The organism is Alienimonas californiensis, assembly GCF_007743815.1.
Classification (GTDB): domain Bacteria; phylum Planctomycetota; class Planctomycetia; order Planctomycetales; family Planctomycetaceae; genus Alienimonas; species Alienimonas californiensis.
In genome coordinates this window covers 3,797,296-3,812,676 of sequence record NZ_CP036265.1, presented here as the reverse complement: position 1 = coordinate 3,812,676, position 15,381 = coordinate 3,797,296, and the positions used below count along the sequence as shown (strand labels likewise).

The 15,381-nt window shown below is 71.1% G+C and carries 11 protein-coding genes; 2 read left to right on the top strand and 9 right to left on the bottom strand.

What is annotated here, in order from left to right:
* Positions 1 to 22 precede the first annotated feature (22 nt).
* On the top strand, positions 23 to 520 hold the full coding sequence (locus CA12_RS15005) for a transposase (protein ID WP_145359846.1): 498 nt from the start codon (positions 23 to 25) through the stop codon (positions 518 to 520).
* Positions 521 to 589: 69 nt separating this feature from the next.
* Positions 590 to 1,396 (top strand): tryptophan synthase subunit alpha, encoded by an 807-nt coding sequence (gene trpA, locus CA12_RS15000; protein ID WP_145359845.1) that lies wholly within the window; start codon positions 590 to 592, stop codon positions 1,394 to 1,396.
* Between the two features lie 33 nt (positions 1,397 to 1,429).
* Here the strand turns inward: trpA and CA12_RS14995 are convergent, their stop codons facing one another.
* The 9 genes from CA12_RS14995 to CA12_RS14955 all read right to left on the bottom strand — a co-directional run bounded on the left by CA12_RS14995 (position 1,430) and on the right by CA12_RS14955 (position 15,363).
* A complete protein-coding gene (locus CA12_RS14995) occupies positions 1,430 to 1,876 on the bottom strand; it encodes an ASCH domain-containing protein (protein ID WP_165700781.1) in 447 nt (148 codons plus the stop codon).
* Positions 1,873 to 3,252: a hypothetical protein gene (locus tag CA12_RS14990; RefSeq protein ID WP_145359843.1), complete on the bottom strand. Its 1,380-nt coding sequence runs from the start codon at positions 3,250 to 3,252 to the stop codon at positions 1,873 to 1,875. Before CA12_RS14990 ends, CA12_RS14995 begins: the two co-directional genes overlap by 4 nt.
* An 88-nt stretch (positions 3,253 to 3,340) precedes the next feature.
* Positions 3,341 to 4,915: an ABC-2 transporter permease gene (locus tag CA12_RS14985; RefSeq protein ID WP_145359842.1), complete on the bottom strand. Its 1,575-nt coding sequence runs from the start codon at positions 4,913 to 4,915 to the stop codon at positions 3,341 to 3,343.
* A gap of 119 nt (positions 4,916 to 5,034) precedes the next feature.
* A complete protein-coding gene (locus CA12_RS14980) occupies positions 5,035 to 6,084 on the bottom strand; it encodes an ABC transporter ATP-binding protein (RefSeq protein ID WP_242687925.1) in 1,050 nt (349 codons plus the stop codon).
* Entirely contained in the window at positions 6,081 to 8,036 is a 1,956-nt protein-coding gene (locus CA12_RS14975) for a hypothetical protein (protein WP_145359841.1), read from the bottom strand. Before CA12_RS14975 ends, CA12_RS14980 begins: the two co-directional genes overlap by 4 nt.
* An 82-nt stretch (positions 8,037 to 8,118) precedes the next feature.
* Positions 8,119 to 10,047: a vWA domain-containing protein gene (locus tag CA12_RS14970; RefSeq protein WP_145359840.1), complete on the bottom strand. Its 1,929-nt coding sequence runs from the start codon at positions 10,045 to 10,047 to the stop codon at positions 8,119 to 8,121.
* A gap of 121 nt (positions 10,048 to 10,168) precedes the next feature.
* On the bottom strand, positions 10,169 to 11,071 hold the full coding sequence (locus CA12_RS14965) for a DUF58 domain-containing protein (RefSeq protein WP_145359839.1): 903 nt from the start codon (positions 11,069 to 11,071) through the stop codon (positions 10,169 to 10,171).
* On the bottom strand, positions 11,068 to 12,138 hold the full coding sequence (locus tag CA12_RS14960) for an AAA family ATPase (protein ID WP_145359838.1): 1,071 nt from the start codon (positions 12,136 to 12,138) through the stop codon (positions 11,068 to 11,070). The genes CA12_RS14965 and CA12_RS14960 overlap by 4 nt, the downstream gene beginning before the upstream one ends.
* A 45-nt stretch (positions 12,139 to 12,183) precedes the next feature.
* Positions 12,184 to 15,363, bottom strand: a complete 3,180-nt coding sequence (locus CA12_RS14955) for a glutamine amidotransferase (protein ID WP_145359837.1) — start codon at positions 15,361 to 15,363, stop codon at positions 12,184 to 12,186.
* Positions 15,364 to 15,381 lie beyond the last annotated feature (18 nt).

The window sequence follows — 15,381 nt, the reverse complement described above, 5'->3', positions numbered from 1 at the left end:
CAAGCGAGGCCAGACGCGTCCGATGCACGGCGAACCGCTCGCGCTCTTTCTGACGTGGACGACCTACGGGACGCACCTCCCCGGCGACGCCCGCGGTTGGAGTCAGCGGGGACAGCGGGGATTGCCGCCCCACCCGCAGCGCGAGCGATTCGCGGCACGGCGGATGGCGGCGACACCGTGCGTGCTGAACTTAGCTCAGCGGGAGCTTGTGCTGGAAACGATCCGAGCTCACTGCCGCATCCGATCCTGGCCGTTGCACGCGGTCGCGGTGCGAACCAACCACGTGCACGTGGTCCTCTCAGCCCCGCAGGTTGATCCGCCGGAGGTCCGCCGACAGTTGAAGGCCTCGACGGCGCGGCGGCTGAAAGAGGATCAGCCCCGGCGGGACCGTTGGTGGACCGAGGGCGGAGACGTTCAGTTTCTGGATACCGAGGCCGACGTGGCGGACGCGTCGGAGTACGTCGGAACCGCACAGGACCGGAAAGGCCGTGACGATGCCGAATCGGCGGCGGAAGAGTAGCCTGAGCGTTCTCCCATCATCGAAAGTCGCTCGCCTCGCTTGCGCTTCGGGCTCACAGACGCCGACAGCATGCCGTCCCCCATCACCGCCGCTTTCGCCGCCGCGAAGGCGGAGAACCGCCTCGCCTTCATGCCGTTCGTCGCGGCCGGGGATCCGGACTGCGACACGACCGCGGAGGTGCTCCGCACGCTCGCCGACGCCGGGGCGGATCTGATCGAGCTGGGCGTGCCCTTCTCCGACCCGATCGCCGACGGGCCGGTCATCCAGGCCAGCTACACGCGGGCGCTGGGCGCCGGGTTCAAGCTGTCGCAGTTCTGGGCGATGCTGGAAGAACTCGACACGGAAGCCCTCCCGCCGCTCGTGGGAATGGTCAGCGTTTCCATCGTCCAGCGGGTCGGGTTCGAGGCGTTCTGTGCGAGGGCCAAGGCGGCGGGGCTGGCGGGGTTGATCGTGCCGGACGTGCCGGGCGACGAGGCGGCCGGGCTCGCCGAGGCCGCGGGGGCGGCGGGCCTGGACCTGGTGCAGCTCATCTCGCCGCTCACCCCGGCGGAGCGGGTGCGGAAAATCCTCGCGGCCTGCAGCGGGTTCGTGTACTGCCTGTCCGTCGCCGGGACGACGGGGGAACGGGACGCGCTGCCGTTGGAACTGACCGCCCACCTCGACCGGCTCCGGCAGCAGACGGACCTGCCGCTGGCGGTGGGCTTCGGCGTCAGCAAGCCGGAGCACGTGCAAGCCCTGCGAGGGCACGCCGACGGGGCGATCGTCGGCAGCGCCCTGGTCCGCCGGCTCGAAGCCCTCGCGGATCAGCCGAAGGAGGCGGTGCTCAAGGACGTGAGCGACTTCACCCGCGAGATGGTGGCGGCCGGTCGGTCCTGATTGTGGCGCCCAGGCCGGAGGCATGGCTCCGGCTTAGACGGACGATTCACTTCGCCGCTTGAACGGGTAGAACCACACGCCGTAGGGCAGGAACCGCGGCTTGACCGGCTCGGCGAACCGGATCGGGTGCGCCAGTTCCCAGGCCCAGCGGTTCTCCAGTTCCCGCGGCGGCACGCAGGAGGCGGCGGCGTCCTCCGGCGTCGCCCGCCGGCAGCCGACGATCTCCACCGTGCCCACCAGCGACCCTTTGGGCAGCGGGTCCGGGTTCACCTCCTCCCGCAACAGGACGACCTCCAGTTCCGGCAGGTCGCTGAGCTTCTTCGCGGAGTAGACGTAGATCGTCCCCCGCACCTCGGTGGGGCGGGTGCGGATCTCCAGCGTCTTGCGGCCCCGCAGGATCAGTTCGCACCACGGTTGCCGGATGCCCAGGGCGATCCGGTCCCGATCCGGCGCGGGGGCGACCAGACCGCCGCGGCTCATTCCGCCCTCGGCGGGTCCGTCGTCAACGGCAGCGGCGGCGGAGCCGGCAGGGCCGGCGCTGCGGGGGGCGGGAGGCGGGTCCATAGCGGCAAAGTCGACCCGCCGTTCGCCTCCACCGCAACCGCCCCCGGGTCGCGCGCCGTCGGGGCGAGCCCGGTCGGGGCGGGCTCCGGCAATGCGGCCTCCGCGGGACCGATGGGCGGCGCCAACCCGGACAGGCTGGTCAGCCCCGACAGGCCCAGCAACTCGGGCGGCGGCAGCGGATCGCAGTACGGGGCCAACCCGTCCGTCGCCCCGCTCCGACGTACCTGCAGCGTGAGGTAGGTGTGGTCGCGGTAGAAACGGTAGCGGACGCCATCGTCGGCCGGCGTCATCAGGCGGCCCTGGAGCGGGTCGAACCGCACGCGGTCCCAGTCGACCGGAGCCCCGGGATCGGGGGTGTCGGTGAGGCGGTTGCGGGCGGCCCGCAGCGGCCCCGGCAGGCGGCGGTGGTCCTGCTTGATGAATACGTAGTTCCCCTCCCGCAACTGGGCCTGCGGCAGCGCCCCCTCCCGGCAGGGGTGGAGCACGCAGGTGTAGCGGAACTCCACGCTCTCGTCCGGCACGGACGCCAGCAGGGCGCCGCCCAGTTCGTCCAGCAGCGCCAACACCGGCGACCCCGGCGGGTAGGCCCGGTCGCCGAACGCCGCCAGGGTGGCGAGCAGGTCCCGGGAGCGGTCCCGCTCCGCCCCGTCCAGTTCCAACAGATACAGGCTGATCTCGATCGGCCCGCCGGCGTAGTCGTGGGCGACGTGCAGCGGCACGGCGGAGAAGTTGAGGTACTGGCCGTCCGCGTCGCCCACCAGCCGGGAGCGGCCCGTCACGTCGCCGCTGTAGAACACGACCCGGCCGGAGGTGGGGCGATCGTCCAGCGCGGGGGCCGCGGCGACGAAGCCCGCCCCAAGGCCCGGACCGCCCGCCTCGCCGCCGGTCAGTTCCCGCACGCCGGCGACCACGGCGATCTCGCCCCGTTTGTCGAACACGTCCGCCGGGGTCACGCCGCCCTCGGCGAAGTCGGAGACGAACGCCTGTTGCAGCGTGATCGAGAACCCCTCGCCGGGATGAATCGCCGTCGCCGCCGCGGCCGGCGAGAGCGTCGCGGCGTACTTGCGTTCCGCCCGCTGCAATTGAGCCGTGCCCGCCGCGAGGGGCGAATGCAGCAGCGGGGCGTCGGCGTGCGGCGTCACCGTGCCCAGCACCTGGGCCAGCCGCAGGGCGCCGACGTCCGGCGGGGGGAAGTAGCGGTAGTCGATCGCCCCCTCGTTCGCCCCGTGACAGCCCAGCAGCAGCGTTCCCGCGAGCAGTCCGGCCGCCGCGGTCAGGGCGCGGCGGGACATGGAGCGTTCGCGAACGGCGGCGGGGAACCGTTCGCTCTTAGTTCGGAACCGCCCGGCGGGTCAACGGGACGGGCGTTGAGGGACCGGCTCAGCGTTCGCCGAGGCTCTCGAACCGTTTCACGCACAGGATGGCCCCGCCGACGGTCAGCGCCGCCAGCACGCCGGCGATCGGCACGGCGGCGACCTGCCCGGAATCCGCCGCCGCCCCCATCGTCGCCGCCACAAGAAACACCGGCGACAGGGCGTAGGCTCCCACCCCGTAGACGATCACCCCCAGCACCGTCGCCCCGTACCGCACCACGGTGCTGAGGTAGGCCACGATTGTCAGGTACAGGCACCACCCCGCCACGAAGGCCCAGGTGACGGGGGAGACCACCCCCGCCACCACGTCCTGCACCCAGCGGGGATCGCCCAGCGCCGTGAACGCGGCGAACGCCGCCGCCCCGGTCAGCAGCGCCGGGATCAACGCTACCGCCGCCCCCTGCAACTTGCCGAGCAGCAGCGAGGCGGCGCTCTTCGGCAACAACAGGAGATTGCCGAGGGTGTTCCACTTCAGTTCCTCATTGAGGATCCGGGTGGCGAGGAACAGCGAATCGGCCATCGCCGCCCCCACGCAGACGCCGGCCCAGGTACCGAACAACTCGCCCCACACCCGCGTGGAGCCAAGGTCCGCCCGGTTGTACACGCCGATGCCGACGGCGATCCCCAACGCCGCCAGCAGCCCGAAGAACCGCAGGGCCAGCCCTCGGCCGCCGCCCACGAGAAAGCGGTATTCCTTCCACGCCACCGGCCGCCGGCCGGGGCGGAACCGGGCGCCGGGCTTGGAGGAGGCCCGCCCCGCCAGCCCGCGGTCCGGGGCGGCGGCGCGGTCGGCGTCGGCGAAGCGTTCAAAACTGGCCCACGCCGCCGCGAAACAGACGGCCCCCGCCGCCAGACAGAAGCCGACCTGCGGGCTCCACACCCCGGCGCTGAAGCCGGTGGTGAAGATCTCCCCCAGCCGGTGGGGCACGCCGAACTCCGCGGCCCGGTCGGCGCCCTGCTCCTTGATCGCCACCGCCCACTTCACCGGCCCCGCGATCTGCACCAGCACCTGACCGAAGAACCCCACGACCGGCGGCAGGGCGAAATAGATCAGCAGCGAAAACCCCGTCCAGAACGCCGCCGTCGCGCTCCGCCGGCAGAGCACGCTCCAGAGCAGCCCGAGGTTCGCCACGAGCACGAGGTACGCCGCCAGACAGACGAACGCCGCCGTGATCTGCCCCAGCAAGACGCCCCCCAGCGTGATCGCCAGCAGCACGAACGGAATCTGCACGCCGAGCAGCAGCAGCGCCGCGACCAGTCGGCTGGTGCTCTTGCCCAGCATCAAGGCGGCCCGGCCGACGTTCGCCATCCGCAGGAGGCCCAGCGTGCCCTCCTCCTTCTCCTCGGTGACGGCCGTGGCGAACAGGCTGACCGCGGCCAGACTGATGAACACGACGTTCAGCCAGCAGATGTTCTCAAAGAACGCCAACCCCGGCGCCCCGAGGGTGAGGCTGGTCGCCGCGGCGATCAGCAGGGCGATCTCGATGAACCCCGCGAACCCTAATCGCAGCAGATGCCCGCGCAGCCCGCTGGCCTCGGTTTTGAGGGCGCGGTCAAAGAGGGCGAGCGATCCTGAAAGCATGTTGGTTCAGTCAGTGAGCCCGAAGCGCAAGCGAGGGTTTGGGCGGTCGAAAACAGGGCGGCAGTGATCAGGCGATTGGATGTCGAACCCCTCGCTTGCGCTTCGGGCTCACACCACGTTTACGCCTCGCGGACCCCGCCGGCGGTCAGTTCCATGAAGGCCCGGTTCAGGTGTTTCTTCTCCTCGGCGAAACCCACCACCGGTAGGCCGAGGGCGATTACGCCGCCGAGGATGTCGTTGACCGGGATCACGTCGCGGTCGAAGGTCACCAGCCAGCCGGGGCGTTCGTCGCATTTCCGCACCTCCGTCACTCCGGGGATCGCCATCAGGTCGCTGGCGAGGTCCTCCGGCTCCGGGGCGCCGTCGCGGGGCGGGTCGAGCAGCACCCGGTAGGTCACCAGACCGGAAGCCGCCGACAACAGCTCGTCGATCGAGCCGCTGAACTTGGTCGTGCCGCGGTCGACGATCGTGACCGCGTCGCACAACTCCGCCAGCTCGCTGAGGATGTGCGAGGAGATAAAGATCGTTTTGCCCATCCCCCGCAGCGCCCGTAGGATGTCCATCAGTTCAATCCGGGCCCGCGGGTCGAGCCCCGAGGCCGGTTCGTCCAATAGCAGCAGGGACGGGTCGTTGATCAACACGCGGGCCAGGCCGACGCGCTGCGTCATGCCCCGCGACAGGCCCTTGATGAGGTCGTCCTGCCGGCCGTCCATGTCGGTCAATTCGAGGACGTTCTTGATGACCCCGTCCCGCTGCTTGGTGGGTAGTCCGTAGGCGGCGCCGAAGAAGTCCAGGTATTCGTGCACCGACATCTGCCGGTACATGCTGAAGTGGTCCGGCATGAAGCCGATGCTGCTCCGCACCGCGTGGACCTGCCGGACGACGTCCCGGCCGAACACCCGCACGGCGCCCTGCTGGGGCTTCATCAGGGTGCAGATGATCTTGAGGGTGGTCGTCTTGCCGGCGCCGTTGGGGCCGACGAACCCGTGGATCGTGCCGGGGTCGACGTTGAACTCCATCCGCTGGAGCGCCCGGTGCTTCTTGTAGGTGTGCGACAGCCGGATGACCTCGATCGCCGGCGTCTCCGCGGCGATCGGGGCCGGCGGGGCGGCGGGGGCGTTCGAGGGGGCCCGGGCGGGGGCCTCGGCGGACGGCTCGGCGACGCTCACAGGGGGAACTCGTAGGAGAGAATCGTGGTGCCGTTTTGGTTCGGCAGCGGTTCGGTCGGCCGCTCCCGGCCGGCGGCGCCGAGGATGCGGTGCTCGTCTCGCAACGGCGTGACCGCGTAGATCCGCACGCGGTCGGCGGGGGCGGACAGGCGATACAGTTGCCGCGGATTCTCGAACCCCAGGTCCCGGCCGATCAGTTGGCGTGCGGCGAGGTCCAGGCCGCGGTCGGTCAGTTCGGCGTCCTCCCAGCCGTATTGCTGGTAGGGGTCCATCCCGTAGTTGTATTGGTTCCCCTCGCCGTACGGCGCCGCCTGGACGGTGACGTTGCCGACCAGCCCGAACCCGTACCCCGCCAGCAGGTTGCCCAGCGGGATCGGATCGGCGTTGGGATTGATGGCGGCGGTCCCGCCGGAGACGTTCAGCGGATACACGTGCCGGTGGTGGACGGCGAACAGCTTGGCCCGGCCGACCAGTTCCGGTGGCACCTTCAAGCGCAGACCGGTCAAGCGGACGCCCGTGCCGTCGGTCGTGGCGCCGCTGGAGCCGGCGAGCAGTTCCACGGCCGGGGCCGGTTCCTCCCGCCGGACCTTCGCCACGAAAGCCCGGGAGGAGAACGGCGGCACGTCCGCCGTCAGCGAACCGTCCACGCCGTTGCGGATCGTCCCCTTCACCGGCTCCGAGGCCTGCCCGGTGCTGTACAGCGACGCCGGCCCGGCGACCGCGAAGGTGTAGTCGCCGCCGTCCGTCACGAAGGCGTCCGCCCACTGGGTGACCTCCGTGGCGCCTTTCTCGCTCCCCGGCCCCGGCGGCAACGCCCGCACCAGCGCCGTGGTCCGCACCGACAGGCTCTCCCCGTACCCTCGCCGCCCGACCGTCCGCAGGGCGATGCCGAAGGTCAGCGTCACCGCGATCAGCAGGCCCAGCGTCGCCGGGTAGCCGCGGCGCTCCCGGCCCACGAGGAACACCCCCGGAAACAACGCCGCCACGTAGGCCAGACAGAGGATGTGAATCAGCCCCCAGTTGTGCTCCGGCCGCACCATCCGCCGCAGCGTGGGCAGAATCTCCTCTTCCAGCCGGGTCGGTTGATAAGAGACGGGGTAGGCGCCGGTCTGCTGTTCGCGGCGCTGCTCGAAGGTCAGGTCCTCCGCGGTCATCCGGGCGAAGGAGGGGTCCGGCAGCAGCGTGCGATCGACGAACGGCTTGGCGACGGCGCCTGCCTTCTGGGCGTGCCGCAGCACGGCGCCGCGACCGACCGCGAAGCGGGAGGTCGGATCGTTCAGCGGCGTCATCGCCCCGCGGAACCGCACCGGCGAGCCGTCCGGGGCGGTCAGCAGATGCACCGCCCCGCCGGCGTTCAGCCAGGCCATGAAGCTGTTCTGCTGAGCGTCCGCCCAGTTCGGGGCGTGATCGAGGACCACGCCCCGCAGGCCCTCGGTCGCCTCGGGCCGCGGGGGGAACAGCGTTTCGTCCATCCGCGGCAGGCCGGGCACCCGCGCGGTGAAGTCGTCGGGGCCGGTGAGGAACACCACCCCGGCGTCGCCGGAATCCGTCAGCCCCGGCCGCGGCAGGGTAGCCGTCAGCACGCCGTCGTCCCCCGCGGCGAGGCCGTCGGGAATCGCCTCCAGCCGCCACGATTCCCCGCCGTCCAGCGGGATCACGTAGAACTGCACCCGTCGGGAGGCGAACGCGGACAGGAACACCGGCTCGGTCAGCACCGCCCCGCGGCGCTCGCCGACGAAGTTGGCCCGGTAGAGGTTCACCACGCCGTCGAACGTGTCGTTCGTCGGGTTGTCCAGCAGGATCGAGACCGGCGTGAACTGCCCCGGCGTCGCCTTCCCGCCGAAGCCCCAGTCCACCTGCCGGACCGTCACCTGGGCCGCGGCCCCCGCCGGGAACAGGCCGCACGCCAGGGCGGCCAGCAGTAACGCGGCGAGCGGACGGCGGAGGGTCATCGGCGAACCGGCGGGGCGGGCGGGGAGAGGGACGATAGCGGGGCGGCGGAGCGGGCGGCGAGCGGGGACGGATTGAGCCGGGTCAGGTCACGGGACGGCGGTGAAAGACCCACCACTCGGTCAGCAGCAGGGCGAACGCCCCGGCCGCCAGCCAGCGCCACAGCGGGCGATCGGCGGAGACCTCCTCGCCGGAGACGGCGACCTCGACCTCGTTGAGTTCCAGTTTCTCCACGCCGACCAGCGACGTTTCCAGCGGCGAGAGCACGCCGGCCGTGAACGAGGCGACCTCCTCCCCCCCGGCGCTGATCGTGTAGAGCCCGGCCGTCTCCGCCGGAACCGCGGTCAGCATCCCGCCCGCGTCGGCCCGCAGCGTGCGGGTTCCGTCCGGCCCGACGACGGTCCCCTCGCGGTTCGGGTCGCCCAGGTCCACCTCCGGCAACGTGCCGGTCTGCTCGGCGCGCACCTCGGACAGCGCCGCCGCCCGGGTCGCCTCGCGGATCATGTTCTGCACGAGGATCGGGAACGCCACCCGGTAGGGCAGCGTACTGGTGGCCGGGTCGAACAGCAGGTGATAGTCCACCCGGGCGCCCTCCCGCCGCCGGAGCATCAGCGGTCCCGTGCGGGCGTCGATCAGCACCTCGTAGCCGAGCTGCTCCAGGTCCCCGGCGTCGGCTGGCTCCCCGCCGGGTTGCTCCAGATAGAAGGGCTCCTCGGTGATCTGCACCTCGCGAAGCTGGACGTGCTCCAACACCGGCGCCGTCTGCCGCCAGTCGACCACCTCCGCATACCCCACCTTCGTCTCGATCAGCCCTTCCAGATCCTTGGGGATCACGCCGACGAACGTCCGCACGGTCGCCTCCGGGGCGGGGTTTTCGGAGGTGTCTGGCTGATCGACGATCGCCAGGTCGAAGCTCGGCGGGCCCTGATCGTTCGGGCGGGGATACAGGGAGACCGCCCCCGGTTCGAGGGCCAGCGCCCGGCGGAACAGACCCTGCGAATCCGGGCAGAACGCCGTCAGCGGCCGCGGCGGGGGGAGGATCAGGCCGGCCGTGTCGTCGGCCGGCAGGCTGTCGGAGCCCTCGGCGACGACCCGCACCGTCACCGCCCGCGGGCCGTCCGCGGGCACTTCGAACACCAGCCGGGGCGAATCGTCGGCCCGGTCGAACCCGATGGACTCCGCCGCCAGCGGTTTGCCGCCGTCCGGGCCGTCCTCGCCGTAGAGTTCCACCCGCGCCCCGGTCGGGGCGCTGGCGGCGAGCTTCACGAACAGGTCCCACCCGGCGTCCTCCGCGGCGCCGACTCCGCTGCGGCGGGCGTTCAACGCCACCACGCCCACGTTCGGCCCCGCCGCCGGCAGGCGCTGGTAGTTCACCGGGAAGGCGAGATCCACGTCGTCGGCCGGCGGGAGGTTGCCGTCCGTCAGCAGGATCGCCTCCGCGACCGGCGCCGTGCGGGCCAGCGCCCCGGCCAGCCGCAGGGCGTCGCCGAGGTCGCTCTGCACGTCCTTGGTCGTGAGCCCGGCGAGGGCGGGGGCGAGCAGGTTCGGGTTGTCGGTGAACTCCTGCAGCGTGCGGGCGTTGCGGTCGAACGCGATCAGGGCGAGTTGCTGCCCGGGCTGCAGGCCGGCGATCAGGTCCTCGGCCTTTTCCTTCGCCAGATCGAGCCGCGAACGGCCGGCGGCGTCGGTCGCGGCCATGCTGGCGGAGGCGTCGATCAGCAGCACGCGGTACTCCGCCCGCCCCGCCCCGGCGTTCAAAAACGGCTGCATCGCCGCGAACGTCAGCGCCGCCAATAACAGGAGTTGGAGCAGAAGGAGCAGGTTGCGGCGGAACTTCTGGAACGGGCTGTTCACCCGTTTGTCGTTCACCACCCGCCGCCACAGGGCCAGACTGGGCACCTCCGCCCGCGGCCGCCGCAGTTTGAGGAAGTAGAACAGGATGATCGGCGCCGCCAACGCCGCCAGCGCCCCGGCGGCGAGGTTCGCAAACCCGATCGAGGAGAGGGCGTTCATCTGGCGGCCCCCCCGGTGAGCCCGGAGCGCAAGCTCCGGCAATGCGTGGTTTTATGTCGCGGAACGACCGGCTCGCTTCGCTCGCCGGCCGGAGCTTGCGCTCCGGGCTCACGTTGGTCGCTCATCGCAGCCACCCCCGGCGGCGGAGGGTGCCGAACAGCAGGTCCTTGAGCGGCTCGGTCGTGCTGACCGGCAGGAACCGGCCGCCTCGCTGGCGACACTGCACGGCCAGTTCGTCCTCCAGGGCGAGGCGGTGGTCGTGGTAGAAGCCCAGCAGGTCGCCGGCCCGGGTGACGTCCAGCCCGGCGCCGTTCTCGCAGTCGACCAGCCGCAGATCGCCGGAGAGGTCCGGGTCGATCTCCTCCGGGCTGAGCACCTGCACCGCCCACGGCTCCAGCCCCGCCGCCTGCAACCGCCCGAACAGGCCGGAGACGTCCCCGAAGGTCAGAAAGTCGCTGGCGATCACGGCGATGCCGCGGCCGCGATGCCGTTTGAGCACGTCGGCGACCGCCGATTCAATCGGGTAGTCCCCGCCGGGCTGCACCGTTTCGAGGAACTTCAGCAACCGCGGCAGCGACTTGCGGCCCGTGGACGGCGGCATGCGCACCGGCTCCGTGCCCGCCGCGTGGCAGACGTGCGCGGAGACTTTTTCGACGCTGGTCAACGCACAGATCCCGAACGCCGCCGCGATCCGGCTGGCCCGCATCAGCTTCGTCTCGCCGGTCCCATATTTCATAGAGGCGCTGGCGTCGACGATCAGGCAGACGTGCAGCTCCTCCTCGTGCCGGTACAGCTTCATATACGGCTTGTTGAGCCGACTAAAAATGTTCCAGTCGACGAACCGCACGTCGTCGCCGGGGGCGTAGTCGCGGTAGTCGGCGAACTCCGTGCTGCTGCCGCCCTTTCCGGCGAGGTGCTCGCCGCGGGAGGGGTTCGTCAGGCGGCGGACCGGCTGCAACCGCACCCGTTCCAACCGGCCGAGTACGTCGTTGGGCAGCAGCGTGGTGAGCGACGAACCGCTCACGCCGCCCGCTCCGGCAGGCTTTTCGTGAGATCGGCGATGAGGTCCGGCACGCTCACGTCGTCGGCCTGACCGTCGTAGTTCAGCAACACGCGGTGCTGGAGCACAGCCGGGGCGAAGTGGGCGACGTCTTCGAACGCCGCATGCGGGCGCCCCTCCGCCAGGGCCCGGACCCGGGCGGCCTTGATGAGGCTTTGCGCGGCCCGCGGGCTGGCGCCGGCCTTTACGTACCGGGTGACCGCCTCGCCGGCTTCGCCCTGGGCCAGCACGGCCTGCGGGTGCGTGGAGAGCACCAGCCGCACTGCGTAGTCCCGCACGGCGTCCGTGACGACCACGTTGTTCAGCGTCCGCCGATGCCGCAGGATCGCGGCACTGTCGAGGATCTGGGCCGGGTCGATCGGCTGCTTGAGGATCGTCCGGCCGACGATTTCGTTCAGCTCCGCCCGGTCCGGCAGCGGCACGTTGACCTTGAACAGGAACCGGTCCAGCTGAGCCTCCGGCAGCGGGTAGGTCCCCTCCTGTTCCAGCGGGTTCTGGGTCGCCATCACGAAGAACGGCTGCTCCAGGACGTACCGCGTGCCGGAGGTGGTCACGCTACCCTCCTGCATCGTTTCCAGCAGGGCCGACTGCGTCTTCGGACTGGCCCGGTTGATCTCGTCGGCCAGCAAAAGCTGGGTGAAGATCGGCCCCTGCCGGAATTCGAAGCGGTACTGGCCGTGCTCGTCGGCGCTCATCACCTGGGTGCCCACGATGTCCGCCGGCATCAGGTCCGGGGTGAACTGGATGCGTTTGAAGTCGAGGTCCAACACCTTCGACAGGGCCTTCACCAGCTCCGTCTTGCCGAGCCCGGGAACGCCCTCCAGCAGGACGTTGCCGCCGGCGAACAGGGCGGTCAGCACGGCTTCGATCACCCCGACCTGCCCGACCATCACGCGGCCGACCTCTGTGCGGACCTGCTCGAAGATCGTGCGGAACTCCGCGGCTTCGGCCCGCAGGCGGTCCGGGTCGACGGGCGCCGGCGCCCCGTCCGGAGCGGGGAGGGAGGCGTCGGGCGGGGGGAGGTCGGTCATGCGTCGAACGTCGGGGGAAGGAGGCCGGGAGCCCGCGGGGGCGGGTCAGGACCGGTCGCGTTTCTTCTTCAAATCCAGCAGGGCCGCGGTGGTGTTCGCCGGCGGGGCCGGTTTCTTCGGCGGGGCGACGTCCGCTTGCGGTTTCGCGGGCGCCTGCGAAACCCCACGTGATTCACCCGTTCTGCTCGGGGTACGACGGCCGGGTGAGGGGGGCGAGCTCTCCCGCTTTTTGGCGAGCAGGCCCTCCAGCGTCGGCCCGCCGGCGCCGGCGGTCGCCGTGCCAAGTTTCTCCCGTTTAAACAGCTCCCGCACCAGCGCCCAGTCGAGCTGCACCCGCCGCACGGCGATGTCCAGCGGGATCAGGCAGGCCACGAGGATCAGCAACCAGTCGAAGATCGGCCGGCTGCTGCGCTTCGGCTGGCGGTCCTCGGTGAACAGCGTTTTCGGCGTGTTCTCGTCGACGATCAGTTCCCGGCCGCCGGTGCGTTCGGCGACCCGTTTCAACACGATCGGGTCGCTGCGGAACCGCAGGTACTCGGCGCTATAGGGCAGGATGAAACCGCCGGCGACCTGCTCCGTGCCGTCGTCCGCCGGTCCGACCGGCTCCTCCTCGATGGCGTCGTTCGCCCCGGCGATGGTGCCCATGGGCGTGGGGCCCTCGGGCGCCGGGGCCGCGGCGGGGGCTTCCGCGGCGCCGCCGCCGACCGTCGCAGAGCGGCCGATGACCTGGTAACGGCCCTTCCCCCACAGCGGCACGCGGGCCTGATACCGACGCGGCCCGACCTGCACCAGCGAAACGGTCTCCGTGCGGTCTCGCGGTCCGGCGACGGAGGTGGTGATCTCAAGGAAGCGTTCCTGGGGCGAGAAGTCTTCCACAACGATCACCCCGTCGGAGCCGTCCGTGTAGGTGCTCATCCGCAGGTGCCCCTGCTTGCGGACCCGGCCCAGGTGCGTGATGAGCTGCCGCACGAACGGGCCGTAGCCGTCCCACGTGACCCAGTCGGCGCCCCAGTTCGGGCCGAGGTCCGCGGTGAACGCCCCGGTGCGGCCGAGGCCGAACTGGCGGACGGCGAGGATCGGATCGTACTCCCCGGGGGCGACCTGTTCGTCGGAGGGCACCCGCAGGATCTGTTCGGTCAGCGCCTCCTTCGGCGTCGTTAGCACGTAGCCCCGCACCGGCGGCAGCGGCCCGAGCCCCTTGAGGATCGGGTGACCGAGGGCCACCTCCGGCTGCACGGTGTTGTTCTGGATCAGCGTGCGGCGGAGGGTCTTCGCCTCCTTCACGAAGATGCCGGGCAGTTGGTTCGGGTCGTCCGGCAGGTAGAACCGGCCGCCGGTGCCGGCGGCGATGCCGCGCATCGTGTTCAGGCTGGCCCGGTCGCCCTGGTGCGGGAAGACGGCGACGGTGCTGATCGCGATCTGGGCGTCGGCGAACTGCTTGACCAGCGCCGGCGACGGCGGGCTGGGGTCGCCGTCGGAGATGATGATCATGTGCTTGGCACTGGCGTCGCTGTCTTTCAGCGCCTTCAGGCCGGCGTTCATGGTCTGGGCGAAGTCCGGCATATCCCCGATCTGGGCGGCGTTGATCTTGGGCACCAGCTCCGGGTAGCGGGCCGCGGGCGTCAGTTCGAACAGCCACTCCTCCCCCTCGACGTAGTCCGCCACCAGCACGCCGCATTCGTCCTGATCGCCCAAGACCTTGATCGCCCGTTTGCAGATCCGCTTGCCCCAGGTGTTGCCCTGCGGGAACTCGCAGGTGTGCAGGATGATGACCAGCGCCCCCTTGGGCAGCACCTTGCGGCGGGTGATGTCCAGATCGACCGGCAACGCCTCCTCGACGGGGGTGTTCTGATACCCGCCGGCGCCGAAGCTGTTCTCCCCGCCGAGCATCAGGAAGCCCACGCCCATGTCGGAGACGGCCGTCCGCACCGCGGCGAGTTGGCGGGCGTCGAAGACGTCCGCGGGCACGCCGGCGAACACGATCAGGTCGTAGGGCATCAGGCTGAGCACGTCCCGCGGGAAGGCGTAGCCGTCCATCACCGTGACCTCCCGCTCCCCCTCGCGGGCGGCGGCGACGAAATCCTCCACGTCCCGCGGATCGCCGCCCGGGTCCGTCACGACCAGCACCTTCCCCGCCCCCTCCAGATAGAGGTAGTTGAGAGCGGTGTTGTTGTCCTCCACGCCGTCGCCCGGCTCCCCGGAGGCCGTGTCGTTTGCTTTGATCGTCGCGGCGTACTCGTAGTAGCCGGGGCCGCGGAGGCGGATCGGAAAGCTGAACCGGTTCTTGCCGGCGGCGTAGTCCACCTGCTCCCGGGCGATCTCCTCGCCGTTTTCGGTGAGGGTCAGCGTGCCGGCGCCGGCGCCGAGGCTGCTGAGCACCACACTGGCCTCGTAGCTCTCCCCTTCCCGCACGAACCGCGGCAGGTCCAGCCGTTCCAGCCAGACCTCCTCCCGGCCAGCATAGTCCACCGCCAACACGTCCACCTTGATGCCCCGGCCCCGCAGTTGATCCAGCTCCGAGGCGAGCCGGCCCTCGGTCTCCGTGCCGTCGGAGATCAGCACCACCCGGCCGGCGTTCTCCTCAGGAATCATCGCCGCGGACAGGCTGAGGGTCTGCTCCAGATTCGTCGCGTCGCGGTCCACCTGGGAGTTGATGACGCCCTCGAAGGCGACGCTTTTCTTCGGCGGCAGCTCCACCGCGGCGTTGCGGCCGAACACGACCAGGCCGGCCTCGTCGGTGGTGGGCTTGGCGGCGACCGCCCCGCTGAACAGTTCCAGCGCCTGGCTCTCCACGCTGCGGCCGACGCTATCGGAGACGTCCAGGGCGAACACCACGCTGGTCACGTCCCGCTCCCGCACCGCCCGCGGCTCCGCCAGGGCCGCGACGCACAACCCGAGCAGGCAGAGCCGCAGGAACGTGGAGGCCTCCGCCCGCGTCGTGCCCAATCCGCCGCGGTTCGCAACGGCCAGCCACCAGACCCACGGGGCGAACAGCAACAGCCCGAACAGCGTCGGCCGGGCGAACAGCACCCGGCGGTCGAGTTCCAGCCAGACGAATAGCCCGATCGCGATCAGCCCGAACGCCGCCAGCGGCCAGCCGTCCCGCCACCGCACCGGGGTGCGGGCCGCCGGGAACAGCGAGCGCCACAGCCGCTCCCCCGCGCCCGCCGGCTCACGCCGCCCGGCGGCGGTGAGGGTGGGCCGGCGGGGCGGCGGGGGGGCCATCGGGCGGGGGGCCGGGGC